This window comes from Azospirillum sp. TSH64 (assembly GCF_003116035.1).
GTDB lineage: Bacteria > Pseudomonadota > Alphaproteobacteria > Azospirillales > Azospirillaceae > Azospirillum.
Map to the genome: position 1 here is coordinate 7,148,038 of NZ_LGQW01000015.1, position 18,305 is coordinate 7,166,342.

Here is an 18,305-nt window from a genome sequence, read left to right on the forward strand (position 1 = left end):
GTAGTGGATCACCGCGTCGTGTTCGGCTTATTTAGAGGTCTTTACTTTCGCTGTCAACCTCTTTTTTCGAGGTGCTCGGCAGTTACTTGATCGGACCACTGTTTCCCTTGAAGCGTCACTGTTCTGTCGAACCGTGCTGCGTCGCGGGAGGCGGTGTATAGGCCGCTTGGCCGATGCGGCGCAAGCGCTTTTTTCGCCCCCTCGCGATTTTCATGCGGCACCGCCGCCTCGCCGGATGGCCACGGTCGGGGCTCAGCGTCGAATGATCGCCTTGAGCCAGGGCGAAATCGCGAAGACGTCGGTGAAATAGCCCTGCTGGATCACGGCACGCCCGGCCTTGTGGATGTTGGCGGGCAGCTTCCCCAGCTCTCCCTTGCGGGTCACCACATGGATGGACCGGCGGAAGCCGGACGTCGGCAGCGGCAGCACGCGCATATGATTGAGGTGCTGGCGGCTTTTCACCAGGGCCGTCGGCGGAAGCAGGCTCCACCCCATCTCCTCCGCCACCATGGCCATCACAGTGTCGGTCGCATCGAAGGCGAAGCTGCGCGGCACCTCCATGCCCAATCGCCGCAGATGCTGGTCCACCAGCCGGCCGAGCGCGCTGTCCGTCGTGCTGCGGATCAGCGGCAGGGTTTGGGACAGGGTCCGCAGGGCGGCTTCATCGACCACCTCGGGACAACTGCGCGGCAGCAGCAGCACGAAGGGCTCGGTGAGCAGACACAGGCTGTCCACCTGATCCATGTCGTCGAAGCTGTCGTTGGTGAACAGGACATCCAGCCGGCGGGCGAGGAACTGCTCGCGCAATTGCCCGCACAGGCCCGATGCGATGCTGAAGGACGGCACATGGTCGCGCAGCCGTTGCAGCAGCCGCGGAATGAAGGGTGCCGCCAGCGTGTCGATGCAGCCGATGCGCAGTTCCGGCATGAAGGCGCCATCCGAGCCGCCGATTGCCGCCGGCAATTGCCGCGCATCGGTCAGGATGCGGTTGCTCCAGTGCCAAAGCCGCTGCCCTGCCGCCGTCAGCGCCATCGGCCTGATGCTGCGGTCGAGCAGCTGGGTGGCGAAGGCGGTTTCCAGTTGGCGCACCACATGAGAGACGGCCGATTGGGTCAGCCCGAGCCGGCCGGCGGCGCGGGTCATGCTGCCCAGTTCGGCGACGGCGACGAAGACCTCCAGGGATCCCAGGTCAAAGTCTCGGTGATGCATGGGGCTCCGATCTGCCACGGTTCGGGACAACTGCAAACTGCATACTATCTTATGTTGGCTCCGAGCATGAAAGCAGCTCATCCCGACCATGAAAGAAATTTCTCCAACTGACCGGAGCACAGGTTTCCGCGGCAGCCTTATCGCCTGCCTGCAATCACGCCGGGGTTCCTGCCATGACGCCTCCCTTCGACGACCCCACCCCGCCAATCGCCGCAGCCCGGCGGATCGGCGATTGGGTGGCCGGATTGCGCCGCAGCGATGTGCCTGACGCGGTCGCCGCGGTGGCGCTGGACTGCATCGTCGACACGCTTGGGGTCGCGCTGGCCGGCACCGGCGAAGCGTCTGCCCGGCTGGCGGCCGACGAGGCGCTTACGAGCTATGCCGCCGGGCCATCGCAGTTGCTGGCCGGAGGTCGCCTGTGCGCCGCGGGGGCCACCTTCGCCAATGTCGCAGCCGCCCATGCGCTGGATTTCGACGACAACAGCTATGCCGGCTTCGTCCACGGCTCCGCCGTCGTGGTGCCGACAGCGCTGGCGATGGTCGAGGAGGCCGGGGGAACGGGACGCGATCTGCTCACCGCCGTCGTCGCCGGTGCGGAAGCGCAATATGCGCTGGCGGAGGCGGTCGGCAACGGCGTGTACCATGACGGCTGGTGGACCACAGCACTATTCGGCACCATCGGCGCTGCGGCCGCCAGCGCCAAGGCGCTTGGACTGGACGGCCGGACGGCGGCGGACGCCATCGCTTTCGCCCTCTGCGGAACCGGCGGTCTGCGTGCCTGCTTCGGCACCGCAGCCAAGCCGCTGCTGGCGGCGCAGGCCGCAGCGAACGGCGTGCGCGCCGCCCGGCTGGCCGCGCGGGGCCTGACCGTGCCCCATGGGGTGGTGGAGGATCCGCGCGGCTTCGCAGCGCTGATGGCGGCGGGCCGCTTCGATCCGGCCGCCCTGGGTGGGCTCGGCCGGCGCTGGCGCCTGCTCGATCCCGGCATCGACACCAAGCTCTATCCGGTCTGCCTGTCCGCCCACGCCGCCATCGACGCGGTGCGCGACCTGATGGCGGAGCATCGTCTGAAACCGCAGGACATCCGGAGCGTCCATTGCCGCGTCCCGCCGGTGGTGGCCGCCAACCTGACCTATCAGTGTCCGGCGACACCGGGGGAGGCCCGCTTCAGCCTGCCCTTCGCGGTCGCCTGCGCGATGCTGTACGGAACGCTGACGCTGGAGCAGTTGGACGATGCGACGCTCACCGACCCGGATCTGCGCCACGCCATCGGATGCGTCTCCATGGCGGCCGATCCGGACTGGAACGCCGATCCCGACCGCGCCCGCACCGCCCCCGAGGGCGCAGAGGTGAGCGTCGAGACAAGGACGGGAGAGCGCCACACACGCTTCTGCGCCTCGGCACGCGGCACGATGGCCCGTCCGTTGTCGGTGACGGAGCGTGCGGCCAAATTCCGCACCTGCGCCGCCCGCGCCGTCGGGGCCGAAACAGCGGAGAGCCTCCATCAAAAATTGTACCGGCTCGAGGCCGAAGGCAGCCTGTCGCGCCTGTTCGACCCCACGCACCATGGCGCCTGCTCATGATGTCGATGAATATCGATCATGCTGCCCGGTCGCTCCACTGGGAGCGGCCCGTATTTTCATCATGCTGATCCGACGAACCATCCCGGGAAAAACATAAGGAAACCAGGGATTTCTCCGGGAGTGCGCTGCACAAATTTTACCCGCCCCGGCCCTTTGCCCAAATCTTAGCCCGTTCGTTGCCCGGTTCGTCGTCCTTCCGGCATCCTTTCCTCCGGCCGCAGCCTTGTGAGACCGTTTCGGTCAAGCAGGAACCAAGGTCCGCCGCAAGGGCCGGCAAACAGAGGGGCTTTCATGATGATGCGACGTTTGGTGGCACGGGCTATGCTCTCGGCGATCCTCCTGTCCGGGACGGCGATGTCGGTCCAGGCCGCAGGCACGCTCAAGGTCTCGGTGGATTCCAACCTGAACACGCTGGATCCGGCCAAGATGAAGGGCGGCCAGGAGTATGTTGCCGCTTACCTGATCTTCAACGGCCTGACCGTCATCGGCCATGACATGACGGTGAAGCCCGATCTGGCCGAACGCTGGGAGCGCAGCGACGACCTGAAGACCTGGACCTTCCATCTGCGCAAGGGCGTGAAGTTCCACAACGGCCGCGAGTTGGAGGCCGAGGACGTCGTCGCCACCATCGCCCGCATCCAGGACAAGGCGACCGGCTCGACCGCCCGCGTCAATTTCGAGATCGTGGAGTCGATGAAGGCGCTGGACCCGCTGACCGTCCAGTTCCAGCTGAAAAGCCCCTATGCCGGCTTCGCCGAACTGTTCGGCGAGCGTCAGGCGCGCATCGTGCCGCGCGACGCCATCGACACGCTGGCTTCCAAGCCGGTCGGCACCGGCCCGTTCGAGTTCGTGTCCTTCGCCCCCGGCGACCGCATCGTCCTGAAGCGCAACGCCAACTACTTCGAGCCGGGCCTGCCGAAGCTGGACGAGGTGATCGTCCGCATCCTGCCGGAATCGGCGGCCCAGGTGGCGGCGCTGACCACCGGCGAACTGGATCTGGTGTGGAACCTTCCGCTGGAGGCCATCGAGAAGGTCAAGGGCGACCCGAAGCTGAAGATCGATTCCGTCCCGACCTCGACCTGGGACGGCGTCATCATGAACAACACGGTGAAGCCCTTCGACGATCCGCGCGTGCGCAAGGCGGTGGCGATGGCGCTCGACAAGCAGGCCATCACCCAGATCGCGCTGTTCGGCAACGGCACGCCGACCCACTCGCCGATCCCGCCGAGCCATCCCTACTACAACAAGGACCTGAAGATCGCCAAGGGCGACCCGGCCGGCGCGAAGAAGCTGCTGGCCGAGGCCGGCTATCCCAACGGCTTCGAGGTCACGCTGCACACGCCGGCCGGCCGCGCCACCCGCGAACGTCTCGGCCTCGCCGTGCGCGAGCTGCTGAAGCCGGCCGGCATCACCGTCAACGTCCAGCGCGTTCCCTTCGACGTCTTCCTGAAGGACATCGAGGGCAAGGCCGGCTTCTACATCGACGGCTTCTTCAGCCGCCCGACCATCGATACCTCGGTCTACCCCTGGTACCACTCGCGCGGGTCGTGGAACACCGCGCTGTGGAGCTATTCCAACCCGAAGATGGACACGCTGCTGGACGGCGCCCGCCAGGCCAAGAGCGAGGATGAGGCCAAGGCGCTCTACATCCAGGTCCAGGCGCTGGCGGTGGAGGATTCGCCGGGCGTCATCCCCTACGTCATCAACCACATCAACGGTCTGAGCGCCAAGGTCCACGGGTTCCATTCGCACCCGATGATGTTCCTCGACCTGCGCGACGTGTCGGTCGACTGAGGTCGTTTTGGGGGTCGTTCGGGGGCCGGCTGCCTGAGGCCGGTCCCCTCCTCTTCCCGCAGGGGATGCTGCCATGTTCGCCTACACACTGACCCGTCTCGTCTATCTGGCGCTGGTCCTGGCCGTGATGTCGGTCCTGATCTTCCTGGTGACGCAGGCGATGCCGGGCGATGTCGCCTCGATGATCGCCGGCCAGTTCGCCTCGAAGGAGGTGGTGGACGCCATCGCGGTCAAGCTTGGCCTCGACCAGCCGCTGATCGTCCAGTACGGGCATTGGGCCGCCGGCATCCTGCGGGGCGACCTCGGCCGCTCGCTGGTGCTGGAACAGCCAATCGGCCCGATCCTGATGGAGGCGCTGGCCCGCTCGCTGGTGCTGGCCGTGGTGGCTCTGTTCGTGGTCGCGGTGGTCGGCATCGGGCTCGGCGTGCTGGCGGCGGTGCGGCGCGGCAAGCTGACCGACCAACTGGTTTCCGGCGTCTCCTATCTCGGCATCGCGGTGCCGGACTTCTTCTGGGCCATCGTGCTGGTGCTGGTCTTCGGCAGCTACATGAAGCTGCTGCCCACCGGCGGCTACGCCCCGATCGCCGACGGCTTCCTGCCCTGGGCCTCGCATCTGGTGCTGCCGGTCATCACGCTGGTGCTGATGCTGCTGGCCCGCATCGCCCGGCTGACCCGTTCCAGCATGATCGACGTGCTGCAAACCAACTACGTCAAGTTCGCCCGCGCCAAGGGCATGCCGGAATCGGTGGTGATCCTGCGCCACGCGCTGAAGAACGCGTTGTTGCCGACCATCACCGTGCTGGCCATCGATTTCGGCCTGATCCTGGGCGGCGTCGTGGTGATTGAGACAATCTTTTCCTATCCCGGCATGGGCCGGCTGCTGCTGTTCGCCATCCAGCGCCACGACCTGCCACTGATCCAGGCGACGATCCTGATCGTGTCCGCCGCCTACTGCCTCGCCAACCTGACCGCCGACCTGCTCTACGCCTTCGTGAACCCGAAGATCCGCCACGGCATGAGGGCCTCCTGAGATGACCGACGCGACTCCCGTCCAATCGGTTCCACGCCGGCATCTGCCGTCCCTGCCCGTCTCTCTCCTCGTCGGCATCGTCCTGCTGGCCCCGCTGGTGGTGGCCGCCGTCGCCGGCTCCTGGATCGCCCCCTACCCTTATGATGAGATGAACATCATGAGCCGGCTGCAGCCGCCGGGAGCCGAATTCTGGTTCGGCACCGACGAGTTCGGCCGCGACGTGTTCAGCCGCACCCTGGTCGGCACCGGCAGCTCGCTGGTGATGGGCGTCGCCGCCACGGCGCTGAGCCTGCTGGCCGGCGTGCCGCTGGGGCTGATCGCCGGCTACAAGGGCGGACGCACCGGCGAGGCGATCATGCGGGCCATGGACGTGCTGATGTCCTTCCCGCCGATCCTGCTGGGCATCCTGGTTCTGGCGGTCACCCCGCCGGCGCAGTGGAAGGCCATCGTCGCCATCGGCATCGTCTATGTGCCGCAGGTGGTCCGCCTGACCCGCGCCATCACGCTGGAGCTGATGCAGGAGGAGTTCATCACCGCCGCCCGCCTGCGCGGGGAAAGCGCCGCCTACATCCTGTTCCACGAGATCCTGCCGAACATCTGGCCGCCGCTGGTGGTGGAAGCCAGCCTGCGCGTGGTCTTCGCCATCCTGCTCGGCGCCTCGCTCAGCTTCATCGGCATGGGGGCGCAGCCGCCCTCCTCCGACTGGGGCCTGATGATCAGCGAGGCGCGGCCCTTCGTGGAACAGGCGCCGTGGATCGCACTCTGCCCCGGCTTCGCGCTGGCGACCGCGGTGATCGGCATCAACCTGCTGGGCGACGGGCTGCGTGCCCTCCTCGACCCGCGCAACACGGGAGCGCACTGAGATGATGACCGCTCCGCAAGCCCGTCCGGCGGTTCCGCCGGTGGTCAGCCCGGCGACCGCGCCGGAACCGGCGCCGCTGCTGGATGTCCGCGGCCTGACCATCAGCTACGGCAATGCCCGCGGCACGCTGCGCGCCGCCAGCGACGTCAGCTTCGCCATCCGCCCCGGCGAGGTGATGGGTCTGGTCGGCGAGTCCGGATCGGGCAAGAGCACCGTCGCCATGGCGATCCTCGACCTGCTGGGCGGCGGCGGCCGGGTGGACTCCGGCGAGATCCTGTTCGACGGCGTCGATCTGCGCCGCTTGTCGCCGTCCGAACGCCGGGCCTTGCGCGGCGACCGCATCGCCGCCGTCTTCCAAGATCCCTTCACCTCGCTGAACCCGGCGCTGACCGTCGGCCACCAGATCGCCGAACCGCTGATCCAGCACAAGGGCCTCTCCCCCCGGCAGGCCGCCGCACGGGTGCAGGATCTGCTGGCCGAAGTCGGCATCCGCGATCCGCGCCGGGTCGCCGCCGCCTACCCCCACGAGCTGTCGGGCGGCATGCAGCAGCGGGCGCTGATCGCCACCGCGCTCGGCTGCGAACCGAAGCTGCTGATCCTCGACGAGCCGACCACGGCGCTGGACGTGACGGTCGAGGCCCGCATCATCGACCTGCTGGCGAAACTGTGCGACAGCCACCGGCTGAGCGCGCTGTTCGTCTCCCACAATCTCGGCATCGTCAACCGCATCTGCCAGACCGTCACCGTCCTCTATGGCGGTGTGGTGGTGGAGACGGGGGCGACCGGCCGCGTGCTGTCCCGCCCAGCCCATCCCTATGCCAAGGGTCTGGTCGCCGCCCTGCCGCGCATCACCGCCGAGCGCCGCCACCGGCTGCCGTCGATCCCCGGCACCGTCGCCAAGCTGTCCGGGGCGCCCGCCGCCTGCGTCTTCGCTCCGCGCTGCCCCTTCGCCGAGGAGACCTGCCGCAGCCAGCCGCAGGCGATGCTGACCGACGGTGGCGGGGACGGCGTGCGCTGCTGGAAGGCCGACGCGCTGGCCGGTACGCCCTGGCCGGACGAGGATGCCGGCAAAGCCCGCGGCCCGAAAGCGGCGCAGCCGCGCTCCGCCCCGCTGGTGGAGGTCGATCATCTGCGCAAGATCTACGGCGCCAGCCGGTCCATCCTGCCCTGGCTGCGCCGGGCCGGCACAGTGGCGGTGGAGGATGTGTCCTTCACCGTCGGCCGCGGCGAGGTTGTCGGGGTGGTCGGCGAGAGCGGCAGCGGCAAGAGCACCATCGGCCGCGCCCTGCTGGCGCTGACCGAACCCAGCGCCGGCACGGTGACGTTCGACGGCGCCGACCTGACGGAGCAGGTCAGGCGCGGCGACCAGACCCTGCGCCGGCGCGCCCAACTGGTCTTCCAGAACTCCGCCGCGTCGCTGAACCCGCGCAAGACGGTTGGGGCGGCGATGGACCGGCCCCTGGTTCTGGCCGGCCGGGCGGATGCGGAGGAGCGGCGCAAAACCGTCGCCAGCCTGCTGACCCGCGTCGGGCTGCCGGCCGCCTACGCCGACCGCTATCCGCACGAGCTGAGCGGCGGCGAGCGCCAGCGCGTCAACATTGCCCGCGCGCTCGCCACCGATCCGGACTTCGTCGTCTGCGACGAGGCGGTGTCGGCGCTCGACGTCTCGGTGCAGGCCAACATCCTGAACCTGCTGGCCGAGCTGCGCGACGAGATGGGCCTGTCCTATCTCTTCATCACCCACGACATCGCCGTTGTGTCGCACATCGCCGACCGCGTGCTGGTCGTCTATGGCGGCACCATTTGCGAGGAAGGGCCCATCGGCCGCGTGCTGCGCCCGCCCTACCATCCCTACACCGAGGCGCTGCTGTCCGCCGTGCCGCGGCTGGCGGAGGACGGGCAGGAGGCGCCGCGCATCCTGCTGGAGGATGCGGCCCCCGCCCCCGGCGGGCGAGGCTGTGTCTTCGCCGGACGCTGCCCGCGCAAGCTGGGAACGGTCTGCGACGAGCAGGCCCCGCCCGTCCACGAGACGGCCGACGGCCACCGCATCGTCTGCCACATCCCGCTGGCGACGCTGGCCGAACGTGCCGCAGTCTTCCCCGAACTGGCCGACGGCGACACCCGGCACTGACCGGGTTCCGTCCCACCGGCCACCCTGCCGGCGCTCTCGCATGGAGGCGCCGGACGCCGTCCCCTTGCCTTTCGATCACCCACCCTCAACCGAGCCGGGACTTTCCGCCATGACCGTCCACACCCGCATCCGTCAGTTCAACACCAAGAAGACCTATCCCGAGCAGACGATCGACAACGACCTGTGCCAGACGGTCGTCGCCCGCGGCACCATGGTGTTCGTCCGCGGCCAGATCGGCCAGAATCTCGACACCAGCGAGAGCGTCGCCATCGGCGATGCCGCCGGCCAGACCGAACAGGCGATGGCCAACATCAAGATGCTGCTGGAAGAGGCCGGCTCGCAGTTGGAGCACATCTGCAAGATCACCGTCTACATCACCGACCCGCGCTATCGCGAGCCGGTCTACCGCACCATCGGCAAGTGGCTGAAGGGCGTCCACCCGGTGTCGACCGGTCTCGTGATCAGCGCGCTCGCCCGCCCGGAATGGGTGGTGGAGGTCGATGCGATCGCGGTGATCCCGGACGCCTGAGGCTCCGGACCCGCCGCCAACCATCCAGCCAACCGACAAGAAGAACCGCCACCATGAGCACCAGCCTGACCAACCCGCCGCGCCGCGAGCTGCAGAGCTTCCTCGATTTCCCGATCTGCACCGACCTCGACCAGCTCGACGGCCATATCGGCATTCTCGGCATCCCCTACGGCGATCCCTATTCCATCGACGAGGTGACCAACGACCAGACCAACGCCCCGACCTGGGTGCGCCGCTACACCGAGCGGGCGCTGCGCAAGCTGGAGCGCTGGGATTTCGACATCGGCGGCCCGCTGCTGGGCGGCAAGGACATCAAGGTGGTGGATTGCGGCGACGTGAAGGCCGATCCCCGCAACCTCGACCTGCATTACGCCAATGCCGAAGCGGTGGTGCGCCGGATGCTCGCCAAGGGCATGCTGCCCATCGTGATCGGCGGCGACCATGGCATCCCGATCCCGGTGCTGCGCGCCTATGACGACCAGGGGCCGATCACGCTGGTCCACATCGACGCCCATCTCGACTGGCGCGACGACGTGAACGGCGCCCGCAACGGCTATTCCAGCCCGATCCGCCGCGCCGCCGAGATGGACCACATCGGCCAGATCTTCCAGATCGGCCTGCGCTCCGCCGGCAGCGCCCGGCCGGAAGAGGTCGAGGCGGCGATTGCCTACGGCGCGGTGCTGGTGCCGGACGTGGAGTTGCAGGACATCGGGATGAAGGCGGTGCTCGACCGCATTCCAGACGGCGGCCGCTACTACCTGACCATCGATGCCGACGGTATGGACCCGACCATCATGCCGGCGGTCAACGGCCCGGCGCCGGGCGGCGTCACCTATCCGCAGATCCGCACGCTGATCCACGGGCTGGTTGCCAAGGGCCGCGTCGTCGGCATGGACATCGTCGAGATCACGCCGAAGAAGGATCTCAACGGCATCACCGCGATCACCGCCGGCCGCATCATCTGCAACCTGATCGGCAAGACCATCCAGGCCGGCTATTTCGACGCCAAGTGAAAACAATCGCGTGATGGACATAGGGAGCATGGAGCGATGACCGCCGCCCGCCGGCTCGACCGGCTTTTCTGCGACCGGGCGCTGCTGGCCGGCGGCTGGGCGTCGGGGGTGCTGCTGCGCTTCGACGCCCAGGGGCTGATCGCCGCCATCGAAACCGGGCTGGACACGCCGCCCGCCGGGGTGGAGCGGGCCGCCGGGCCGGTCATCCCCGGCATGCCCAACCTGCACAGCCACGCCTTCCAGCGGGCGATGGCCGGGCTGACCGAGCGGGCCGGCCCGGCCGAGGACAGCTTCTGGACCTGGCGGGAGGTGATGTACGGTTTCGTCCGCCGCATCGATCCCGACGGGCTCCACGCGGTGGCGGCAATGGCCTATGCCGAGATGCTGGAGCGCGGCTACACGTCGGTGGCAGAGTTCCACTATCTCCACCACGATGCCGACGGCCGGCCCTATGCCGATGCCGCCGAGATGTCGATGCGCATCCTGGCGGCAGCGGATTCCACCGGGATCGGGCTGACCCATCTGCCGGTGCTCTATGCCCAGGGCGGTTTCGGCGGACAGCAGGCGGGCGAGGGCCAGCGGCGCTTCCTCAACGATCCGGACCGTCTGCTCGCCATCGCCGAGGCCTGCCGCGCCGCGCCCGGCGGGCATCGCACCGGTCTGGCCTTGCATTCCCTGCGCGCGGTGTCGCCCGACGCGATGGCGGCGGCGCTGGACGGCATGGCGGCGCTCGATCCCACGGCGCCGATCCACATCCATGTCGCCGAGCAGACGGCGGAGGTGGAGTCCTGTCTCGCCTGGTCGGGGCGGCGGCCGGTGGAATGGCTGCTCGACCGCGGCTGGCTCGGGCCGTCCTGGTGCCTTGTCCATGCGACCCATGTCACTGCCGCCGAGGTGGCGGGCATCGCGGCAGCGCAGGCAGTGGCGGGGCTTTGCCCGACGACCGAGGCGGATCTCGGCGACGGGCTGTTCCCGGCGCGCGATTTCCTGGCGCAGGGCGGCCGGTTCGGCATCGGGTCCGACAGCCAGGTCATCATCGACGCCGCGGAGGAGCTGCGCCTGCTGGAATTCGGGCAACGGCTGGCCGCAAGGCGGCGCAATCTGCTGGCACCGCATCCGGACAGTTCGACCGGTGCGGCCCTCTACCGGGCGGCGGTGGCCGGCGGCGCGCAGGCTCTGGGGCAGCCGGAGTCGGCAGGCGGCTTCAAGGCCGGGCAGCGCGCCGATTTGGTCGTGCTCGACCCGGACGACCCGCGTCTCTACGGCCGCAGCGACGACACGCTGCTCGACTCCTATGTCTTTACCGGCGCCCGCAATCCCGTGCGCGATGTGGTGGCGGCCGGGCGGCTGGTGGTCCGAAACGGCCGGCATGTCGATGCCGATGCGATCCGCACCGGCTGGCGGCGTGCCGTCGACCGGTTGCAAGCCGCCTGAGCTACGCCCAGAACGAACAGGGACATTCCGATGACGGCAACCATCGACATTCTGGAACGGCTGGTGGCCTTCAACACCGTCAGCCGCGAAAGCAACCTCGACCTGATCCGCTGGGTGCAGGAGAGGTTGGAAGCGGCCGGCGCCGCGACCCGGCTGGTACCGAGCGACGACGGGCGCAAGGCCAACCTGTTCGCGACGCTGGGGCCGGCGGACCGTCCGGGCGTCCTGCTCTCCGGTCACAGCGACGTCGTCCCGGTCGAAGGTCAGGCATGGACCAGCGATCCGTTCCGGCTGACCCGCCGGGACGGCAAGCTGTTCGGCCGCGGCACTGCCGACATGAAGGGGTTCATCGCCGCCGCCCTTGCTTTGTTCGACCGCGCCGCCAATCAGCAGGCCACCGGCCGGTCCCTGTCGCAGCCGCTGCATCTGGCCTTGTCCTATGACGAGGAGGTCGGCTGCCTCGGCGTCCGCCGGCTGATCGAGATGATGGCCGCACTGCCGGTCCGCCCGCGCTTCTGCATCGTCGGCGAGCCGACCGGCATGCAGGTGGTCACCGCCCACAAGGGCAAGACCGCCCTGCGTGCCGAATGCCATGGCGTCGAATGCCATTCCAGCCTGGCGCCGCAGGGCCTGAACGCCATCCACATGGCGAGCGACCTGCTGACCGGGCTGCGCCGCATCCAGAACCATCTGAGGGACGACGGGGCGCGGGACGATGCCTATGACGTGCCCTGGACCACCATCCATGCCGGGGTCATCCAGGGTGGGGAGGCGCTGAACATCGTGCCGAACCGCTGCCGCCTCGACTTCGAGATCCGCCACCTGCCGCAGGATCCGGTGGGGCCGCTGCTGGACAGCATCCAGGCGGAGGCCGATGCCATCGTCCGGCGCCTGCGCCCCGATTTTCCGGCTGCCGGGCTGAGCGTCGCCGAGCTGTCAAGCTATCCGGCGCTCGACACCGACAGCACCGCCGAGGTGGTGGGCTTCGTCAAGGCGCTGACCGGCGGCAACAGCACCGGCAAGATCTCCTTCGGCACGGAGGGCGGGCTGTTCCAGCAGCGGCTGTCGATGCCCACGGTGGTGTGCGGCCCCGGCAGCATCGGCGAAGCCCACAAGCCCGACGAGTTCATCGCCGAGGACCAGCTTGCGGCCTGCGACCGCATGCTGGATGCCCTGCTCGCCCGCCTGACCTGATGACGGCATTCCCCCGGAAATAGGGCCACCGGTGGAGGTGGGGCCGCCCGATCAGACGGCAACCATCTCCATCAACCGGGCACGGTCGGCGGACGAGGCCGCTTCGCCATGCAGCGTAATGCGGCCCCGCTCCACCGCATAGAAGCGGTCGGCGACGTCGAGCGCGCGGTGGATGTTCTGTTCCACCAGCAGGATGGTCAATCCTGTCCGCTTCAGCTCGGTGATGATCGCGAAGATCTCGTCGACGATCATCGGCGCCAACCCTTCCGTCGGCTCGTCGATCAGCAGCAGCTTGGCGGTCCCCACCATCACGCGGGCCATCGCCAGCATCTGTTGCTCGCCACCGGACAGGGTGGTGCCGAGTTGCCGCCGCCGTTCGGCCAGACGGGGGAAGCGGGCGAAGGCCTGTCCGATTGCCTGCTCGTTCTCCCGGCGCGCCCGGCCGGGGCATTGGCGCAGCCCCAGCCGCAAATTCTCCTCGACGCTGAGGCCGGGGAAGATGCGGCGGTCCTCCGGCACCAGACCGAGCCCGAGGCGGGCGATGGCGTCGGGCGTCTGCCCGGCCAGATCGACGCCGCCGAAACGGATCGTGCCGGAACTGGCCGGCACCCAGCCGGCGATGGATTTCAGGATGGTGGTCTTGCCGACGCCGTTGCGGCCGAACAGCCCGACCACCTCGCCCGGCCCGGCCTGGAGGGAAACGCCCTGAAGGACATGGCTGAGGCCGTAATGCGCGTGCAGGTTCTCGATGGAAAGCATGGCTGTCACCCGTGTCCGAAATAGGCGGCCTGCACCGCGGGATCGGCGCGCACCGCCGCGGGCGCCCCCTCGGCGATCTTCCGGCCCTGGGCCATCACCACGACATGGTCAGACAGGCTCATCACCAGCCCGATGTCGTGTTCGATCAGCAGCACGGTCAGTTCGCCGGCCAGCGAGCGGATCAGCGCGCCGGTGTCGGCGGTGTCGCCATGGCTCATGCCCTGGGTCGGCTCGTCCAGCAGCAGCACCCGCGGTTCGGCGGCCAGCGCGACCGCGATCTCCAGCCGCCGCTGTTCGCCGTGGGACAGGTTGCCGGCAAGCTCGCGCGCCTTGGCCGACAGGCCGAAGCGGTCCAGCAGCGCCTCGGCCTTGGCGAGCGCCCGGCGGCTGTGGCCGACCGGACGCAGCGCGTGCCAGGGCCGTTCCAGCACCTGCGCGGCGATCCGCAGGTTTTCCAGGACCGGCAGTTCGAAGAACAGGTTGGTGATCTGGAAGGAGCGGGCCAGCCCGGCGGCGAGCAGCCGGTCTGGCGCCTGCCCGGTGACGTCGGCTCCGTCCAGGGTGACCCGGCCGGCGGTGGGGCGGATGGCGCCGCTGATCAGGTTGAACAGCGTGCTCTTGCCCGCCCCGTTGGGGCCGATGACCGAGGTGATCCGCCCGGCGGCGGCGTCGAAGCCGACGCCCGCCACCGCCTGGAGCCCGCCGAAATTCACCGACAGGTCGCGGACGCCGAGCGCGCAGGCGCCGCCCGCCACCGTCTTGAGGGAGGCTGCCGTCATGGCGTCGCCCTCCCCTGTTCGCTGCGACGGCCCAGCCGTGCCAGCAGGGCGCCGACCAGCCCCTTGCGCAGGAAGATGACGGACAGCATGAAGATGACCCCCACGACGATCAGGTGATGCTCGGTCCACGACCCGACGACCGAACGCAGGGCGGTCAGCAGCAAGCTGCCCACCACCGGCCCGACCAGCGTGCCGACGCCGCCGACGATGACGGTGATGACGGCGTTGCCGGAGGTCTCGAAGAACATCAGTTCGGGCGAGACGAAGCCGCGCAGCATCGGGTAGAGCGCGCCGGCCAGCGCCGCGACGCAGGCGGCCAGCACATAGACCGCCAGCTTGTAGCGCCAGGCGTTGAAGCCCAGGAACGGCACGCGTTTCTCGTTGGCGCGGATGGCGGCCAGCGTCCGGCCGAACGGCGCGTCCATCAGATAGGCCAGCCCGGCATAGGCCGCGACGGTCAGGCCGAGCACCAGCAGGAAGAAGGACAGCGGGTCGGCGGTGTCGAGGCTGAAGGGGCCGAAACCGATGCTGACCTGCGGGATGCCGATCAGCCCGTCCGACGCGCCGAGCGCACGGGTGTTGTAGACCGACTTGGCGGCGACCTGGGCCAGCCCGAAGGTGATCAGGGCGAAGTAGACGCCCTTCACCCGGTTGGCGATGACGCCGCCGATCAGGCCCGCCACGCCGCCGGCCAGCAGGGCCGCCGCCATCGCCAGCCAGAAGCTGGGGGCGACGTCGCGCAGGACGAGCGCCGAGACATAGGCGCCCAGCCCGAAATACAGCGCCTGCCCGAGCGACAGCAGGCCGGTGTAGCCCAGCAGCAGGTCGACGCTCATCGCCAGCCCGGCGAAGATCAACGCCTCGGTCGCCAGACGCAGGTAAAAGCCGTTGCCGGTCGCCCAGGCGACGGCGGCGAATCCCAGCGCCGCCGCCAGGAAGGCCAGCGCCAGCCAATGGACCGGAGCCAGACGGGACAATCGCGATGCCGGGCCGGCGCGGCCGGGATCGGAGAGGGAGCGCAGAGTGGCTTCAGGCATGTCCCAACCTCCCGAACAGGCCCTGCGGCCGGACCATCAGCACCAGCACCATGATCCCGAACACCAGCGGGTCGGACCAGACCGGCGAGATGTAGAGGCTGGACAGCGCCTGCACCTGGGTCAGCAGCAGGCCGGCGATCACCGCGCCCTGGATCGACCCCATGCCGCCGACGATCACCACGGTGAAGGCCATCAGGATGAAGTCGCGACCCATGGTCGGGAACACCGAATAGATCGGCGCCAGCAGCACGCCGGACAGGCCGGCCAGCGCCACCCCGAAGGCGAAGGTGCCGGCATAGACCCGGCGCACCGGCACGCCCAGCGACGAGGCCATGTCCTTGTCGAAGGCCGCCGCCCGCACCATGGCGCCGAGCCCGGTGCGGAAGACCACGACCCAGACCGCGGCGATCAGTGCAAGGCCGAAGCCGATCAGGAACAGCCGGTAGTTGGGCAGGAACATGCCGAGGATCTCGGTGCCGCCCTCGATGGGGTTCTCCGGCCGCTGGGTGTTGGGGCCGTAGACCAGCTTCAGCAGGTCTTCCATGATCATGCCCAGCCCGAAGGTCAGCAGCAGGGTCAGGATGTGGCGGTCGCGGCTGTGGAAGACCCGGGCGATCAGCCAGCGCTCGGCCAGCCAGCCGATGGGCAGCATCAGCAGCGGCACCAGAACAAGCAGCGCCCAGAAGCCGACCCCAAGCCCGGCCAGGGTCAGGGCCAGGAAGGCGCCCATGGCGTAGAACTCGCCATGGGCCATGTTGATGACGTCCAGCAGCCCGAAGATGATGGTCAGGCCCAGCGCCATCAGGACGACGGCAACCCCGAGCGACAGACCGTTCAGCGCCTGCGGCGCCAGGACGAATTGCAGATAATCGATGAGATCGGCCATGGGCGTCGGCTCCCTGGAAACGGTCCTCAGAAGCGGGTGCACTGGTCGGGGCCGATGGCGGCATCGCCCGGAACGGTGCCGACCACGTCGAAGCGGTTGCCGCCGCCGTCCGCCGCGATCCGCACGGCATACATGTCCTGGATCGCCTGATGGTCGCCGGCCCGCATGGTCTTGGTGCCCTGCGGCGTCGACCAGCTCAGCCCTTCCATCGCCTTGCGCAGCGTGTCGGTGTCGGTGCTTCCGGCCTTCTCGACCGCCGCCTTGAAGAAGCCGATCAGGCCGTAGCTGTCGGCGCCGTAAAGGTCGGGCGCGGTGTCGTAGGCCTTGCGGAAGGCGGCGACGAAGGCCTTGTTCTCCGGCGTTGCGAGTTCGGCGGAATAGCCGACGCCGGTGACGAAGCCGTCGGCCGCCTTGCCGATGGCGCCGATGTTCTGGGCGGTGACGGTGCCCGACGCGCCGACGATGGTCAGGTTGCGCAACAGCCCGTATTCGCTCATCTGCGTCAGCAGGCGGACCGTGTCGTTTCCGGCGGTCGAGGTGTAGAGCACGCTCGGCCGCGCGGCCCGGAGTTGGCCGAAATACTGCGAGTAATCCTTGCTGCCGAGCGGCGCGAAGACCTCGCCGGTCGATTGCGCGCCGGTCTTCTCCGCCGCCTCCTTGAAGGCCGCGACGGTGGAGCGGCCCATCTCGTAGTCGGGGCCGAGATAATAGACCTTGGCCTTCGGCTTGTCCTTGGCCAGCCATTCCGCCAGCGCCGCCGACTGCTGCCCCGCCCGCGCGTTCACCCGGAAGACGTTGGGCGAGCATTTGTCGGTGGTGATGGCGTCGGAGAAGGAGACGGTGGTGGCGATCAGCCGGCCGTTGCGCTCGGCAAGCTGCCCGACCGCCAGGGTCGAGCCGGAATTGACGGTGCCGGTCAGGAAATCGACCTTGTTGACCTGGAACAGCTTCTCCGCCTTCTGGGTGGCGACGGCGGGGTTGGCCTCCTCGTCCTCGAACAGCAACTCGACCTGACGGCCGAGGATGCCGCCGGCGGCGTTGACCTCCTTCGTCGCCAGTTCCAGGCCCCAGCGGACCTGCTGGCCGATGGGGGCGTAGGTGCCCGACAGCGGGGTCACCACCCCGATGCGGATCGGCTCGGCGGCGGACGCGACCCCACCGAGCCCGAGCAGGACGAGCGCGGCGGTGCCGAGAAGCGTGGTCTTGGTCATGATTTTTGGTTCCTCCCTGTTTTGCCCATGCTTGGAGGCGTCGGTCAGACGCCTGTGAAGACCGGCTTGCGCTTCTCGTGGAAGGAGGCGACGCCCTCCTTGAAGTCCTCGGAGCCGCGCAGGCGGCCGTAGGCCTGCCCCTCGATCTCGATGGCGCCGTTGACCGAAACGTTGTTGCCGCTGTTCAACACGCCCTTGATGGTGCGCTGGGCGAGAGGCGAGAAGCCGCGCAGCTCGTCCACCAAGGCCGCAACCGTCGATTCCAATTCGGCGTCGGCAACACACTCGGTGACGAAGCCCCAGTCGGCGGCCTGCCGGCCGGAGACGCGCCTGGCCCGCATCACCATGTCCTTGGTCCGGCAGATGCCGATCATGTGCAGCAGGCGGGCGGAACCGCCGGAGCCGGGGATCATGCCGATGCGCATTTCCGGCAGGGCGAACTGCGCGGTCTCCGACGCGATGCGGAAATCGCAGGCCAGCGACAGCTCGAAGCCGACGCCGAAACAATAGCCGCGGACCTGGGCGATCACCGGCTTGCGGCAGCGTTCCGGGGCGGCGATGTTGACCGCCAGTTCCGACACATGCTCCGCCGACTTCTCCATGAAGCCGGCGATGTTGCCGCCGGATGAGAAATTCTCGCCCTCGGCGCGCAGCACGATCACCCGCACCGTGGGGTCGCGGTCCAGCACCTTGAACACAGCGGCGAACTGGTCGCGCTGGAGCATGCTGACGATGTTGAAGGGCGGGCGGTGCAGCACGATGTCGGCGCGCTCCAGGGATTCGTCCAGTTCCACGCGGAAGCCGTCGAGGTCGGCGAGCAGGCGGTCGGTGCTGTCGAAACGGTAGGGGGTCAC

Annotated in this window: 16 protein-coding genes; 9 read left to right on the forward strand and 7 right to left on the reverse strand. The window is 68.7% G+C overall.

Annotated features, from left to right (window positions below):
- Positions 1-252 precede the first annotated feature (252 nt).
- Complete coding sequence (locus tag TSH64_RS33465; RefSeq protein WP_247873306.1) at positions 253-1,209, reverse strand: LysR family transcriptional regulator; 957 nt, start codon at positions 1,207-1,209, stop codon at positions 253-255.
- Positions 1,210-1,382: 173 nt separating this feature from the next.
- Between TSH64_RS33465 and TSH64_RS33470 the strand changes: the two genes are divergently transcribed.
- From TSH64_RS33470 to argE, 9 genes are all read left to right on the forward strand, one after another.
- Positions 1,383-2,792 carry an MmgE/PrpD family protein gene (locus TSH64_RS33470; protein WP_109451683.1) on the forward strand — a complete coding sequence of 470 codons (1,410 nt, stop codon included), beginning with the start codon at positions 1,383-1,385 and terminating at the stop codon, positions 2,790-2,792.
- Positions 2,793-3,083: 291 nt separating this feature from the next.
- Positions 3,084-4,586: an ABC transporter substrate-binding protein gene (locus TSH64_RS33475; RefSeq protein ID WP_247873307.1), complete on the forward strand. Its 1,503-nt coding sequence runs from the start codon at positions 3,084-3,086 to the stop codon at positions 4,584-4,586.
- 73 nt (positions 4,587-4,659) lie between these two features.
- On the forward strand, positions 4,660-5,616 hold the full coding sequence (locus TSH64_RS33480) for an ABC transporter permease (protein ID WP_109451685.1): 957 nt from the start codon (positions 4,660-4,662) through the stop codon (positions 5,614-5,616).
- A 1-nt stretch (position 5,617) separates the two neighbouring features.
- Positions 5,618-6,478, forward strand: a complete 861-nt coding sequence (locus tag TSH64_RS33485) for an ABC transporter permease (protein WP_109451687.1) — start codon at positions 5,618-5,620, stop codon at positions 6,476-6,478.
- 1 nt (position 6,479) lies between these two features.
- Positions 6,480-8,609: an ABC transporter ATP-binding protein gene (locus TSH64_RS33490; RefSeq protein WP_109451689.1), complete on the forward strand. Its 2,130-nt coding sequence runs from the start codon at positions 6,480-6,482 to the stop codon at positions 8,607-8,609.
- A gap of 109 nt (positions 8,610-8,718) precedes the next feature.
- Positions 8,719-9,138, forward strand: coding sequence for a RidA family protein (locus tag TSH64_RS33495; RefSeq protein WP_109451692.1), 420 nt, complete (start codon positions 8,719-8,721; stop codon positions 9,136-9,138).
- Between the two features lie 53 nt (positions 9,139-9,191).
- Positions 9,192-10,151 carry an agmatinase gene (locus tag TSH64_RS33500; RefSeq protein WP_098738319.1) on the forward strand — a complete coding sequence of 320 codons (960 nt, stop codon included), beginning with the start codon at positions 9,192-9,194 and terminating at the stop codon, positions 10,149-10,151.
- Between the two features lie 36 nt (positions 10,152-10,187).
- Positions 10,188-11,585: a formimidoylglutamate deiminase gene (locus tag TSH64_RS33505; protein WP_109451694.1), complete on the forward strand. Its 1,398-nt coding sequence runs from the start codon at positions 10,188-10,190 to the stop codon at positions 11,583-11,585.
- A 30-nt stretch (positions 11,586-11,615) separates the two neighbouring features.
- On the forward strand, positions 11,616-12,779 hold the full coding sequence (gene argE, locus TSH64_RS33510; protein WP_109451696.1) for an acetylornithine deacetylase: 1,164 nt from the start codon (positions 11,616-11,618) through the stop codon (positions 12,777-12,779).
- A gap of 51 nt (positions 12,780-12,830) precedes the next feature.
- Here argE and TSH64_RS33515 read toward each other — a convergent pair whose 3' ends face one another.
- The 6 genes from TSH64_RS33515 to TSH64_RS33540 are packed head-to-tail and all read right to left on the reverse strand — an operon-like array spanning position 12,831 to position 18,305.
- Positions 12,831-13,538: an ABC transporter ATP-binding protein gene (locus tag TSH64_RS33515; RefSeq protein ID WP_109451698.1), complete on the reverse strand. Its 708-nt coding sequence runs from the start codon at positions 13,536-13,538 to the stop codon at positions 12,831-12,833.
- Positions 13,539-13,543: 5 nt separating this feature from the next.
- On the reverse strand, positions 13,544-14,317 hold the full coding sequence (locus TSH64_RS33520; RefSeq protein ID WP_109451700.1) for an ABC transporter ATP-binding protein: 774 nt from the start codon (positions 14,315-14,317) through the stop codon (positions 13,544-13,546).
- Complete coding sequence (locus tag TSH64_RS33525) at positions 14,314-15,354, reverse strand: branched-chain amino acid ABC transporter permease (protein ID WP_109451703.1); 1,041 nt, start codon at positions 15,352-15,354, stop codon at positions 14,314-14,316. Before TSH64_RS33525 ends, TSH64_RS33520 begins: the two co-directional genes overlap by 4 nt.
- A complete protein-coding gene (locus TSH64_RS33530; protein ID WP_098738313.1) occupies positions 15,347-16,240 on the reverse strand; it encodes a branched-chain amino acid ABC transporter permease in 894 nt (297 codons plus the stop codon). Before TSH64_RS33530 ends, TSH64_RS33525 begins: the two co-directional genes overlap by 8 nt.
- A gap of 26 nt (positions 16,241-16,266) precedes the next feature.
- A complete protein-coding gene (locus TSH64_RS33535) occupies positions 16,267-17,451 on the reverse strand; it encodes an ABC transporter substrate-binding protein (RefSeq protein WP_109451704.1) in 1,185 nt (394 codons plus the stop codon).
- A 44-nt stretch (positions 17,452-17,495) separates the two neighbouring features.
- Complete coding sequence (locus tag TSH64_RS33540) at positions 17,496-18,305, reverse strand: enoyl-CoA hydratase-related protein (RefSeq protein ID WP_247873308.1); 810 nt, start codon at positions 18,303-18,305, stop codon at positions 17,496-17,498.

What these genes read in the sequence shown, in the direction of transcription:
- TSH64_RS33465 (WP_247873306.1), bottom strand. Translation starts at nt 1,209, where the DNA reads ATGCATCACCGAGACTTTGACCTGGGATCCCTGGAGGTCTTCGTCGCC.
- TSH64_RS33530 (WP_098738313.1), bottom strand. Translation starts at nt 16,240, where the DNA reads ATGGCCGATCTCATCGATTATCTGCAATTCGTCCTGGCGCCGCAGGCG.
- TSH64_RS33470 (WP_109451683.1), top strand. Translation starts at nt 1,383, where the DNA reads ATGACGCCTCCCTTCGACGACCCCACCCCGCCAATCGCCGCAGCCCGG.
- TSH64_RS33480 (WP_109451685.1), top strand. Translation starts at nt 4,660, where the DNA reads ATGTTCGCCTACACACTGACCCGTCTCGTCTATCTGGCGCTGGTCCTG.
- TSH64_RS33520 (WP_109451700.1), bottom strand. Translation starts at nt 14,317, where the DNA reads ATGACGGCAGCCTCCCTCAAGACGGTGGCGGGCGGCGCCTGCGCGCTC.
- TSH64_RS33525 (WP_109451703.1), bottom strand. Translation starts at nt 15,354, where the DNA reads ATGCCTGAAGCCACTCTGCGCTCCCTCTCCGATCCCGGCCGCGCCGGC.
- TSH64_RS33505 (WP_109451694.1), top strand. Translation starts at nt 10,188, where the DNA reads ATGACCGCCGCCCGCCGGCTCGACCGGCTTTTCTGCGACCGGGCGCTG.
- TSH64_RS33485 (WP_109451687.1), top strand. Translation starts at nt 5,618, where the DNA reads ATGACCGACGCGACTCCCGTCCAATCGGTTCCACGCCGGCATCTGCCG.
- TSH64_RS33535 (WP_109451704.1), bottom strand. Translation starts at nt 17,451, where the DNA reads ATGACCAAGACCACGCTTCTCGGCACCGCCGCGCTCGTCCTGCTCGGG.
- TSH64_RS33500 (WP_098738319.1), top strand. Translation starts at nt 9,192, where the DNA reads ATGAGCACCAGCCTGACCAACCCGCCGCGCCGCGAGCTGCAGAGCTTC.
- TSH64_RS33475 (WP_247873307.1), top strand. Translation starts at nt 3,084, where the DNA reads ATGATGATGCGACGTTTGGTGGCACGGGCTATGCTCTCGGCGATCCTC.
- TSH64_RS33490 (WP_109451689.1), top strand. Translation starts at nt 6,480, where the DNA reads ATGATGACCGCTCCGCAAGCCCGTCCGGCGGTTCCGCCGGTGGTCAGC.
- TSH64_RS33515 (WP_109451698.1), bottom strand. Translation starts at nt 13,538, where the DNA reads ATGCTTTCCATCGAGAACCTGCACGCGCATTACGGCCTCAGCCATGTC.
- TSH64_RS33495 (WP_109451692.1), top strand. Translation starts at nt 8,719, where the DNA reads ATGACCGTCCACACCCGCATCCGTCAGTTCAACACCAAGAAGACCTAT.
- argE (WP_109451696.1), top strand. Translation starts at nt 11,616, where the DNA reads ATGACGGCAACCATCGACATTCTGGAACGGCTGGTGGCCTTCAACACC.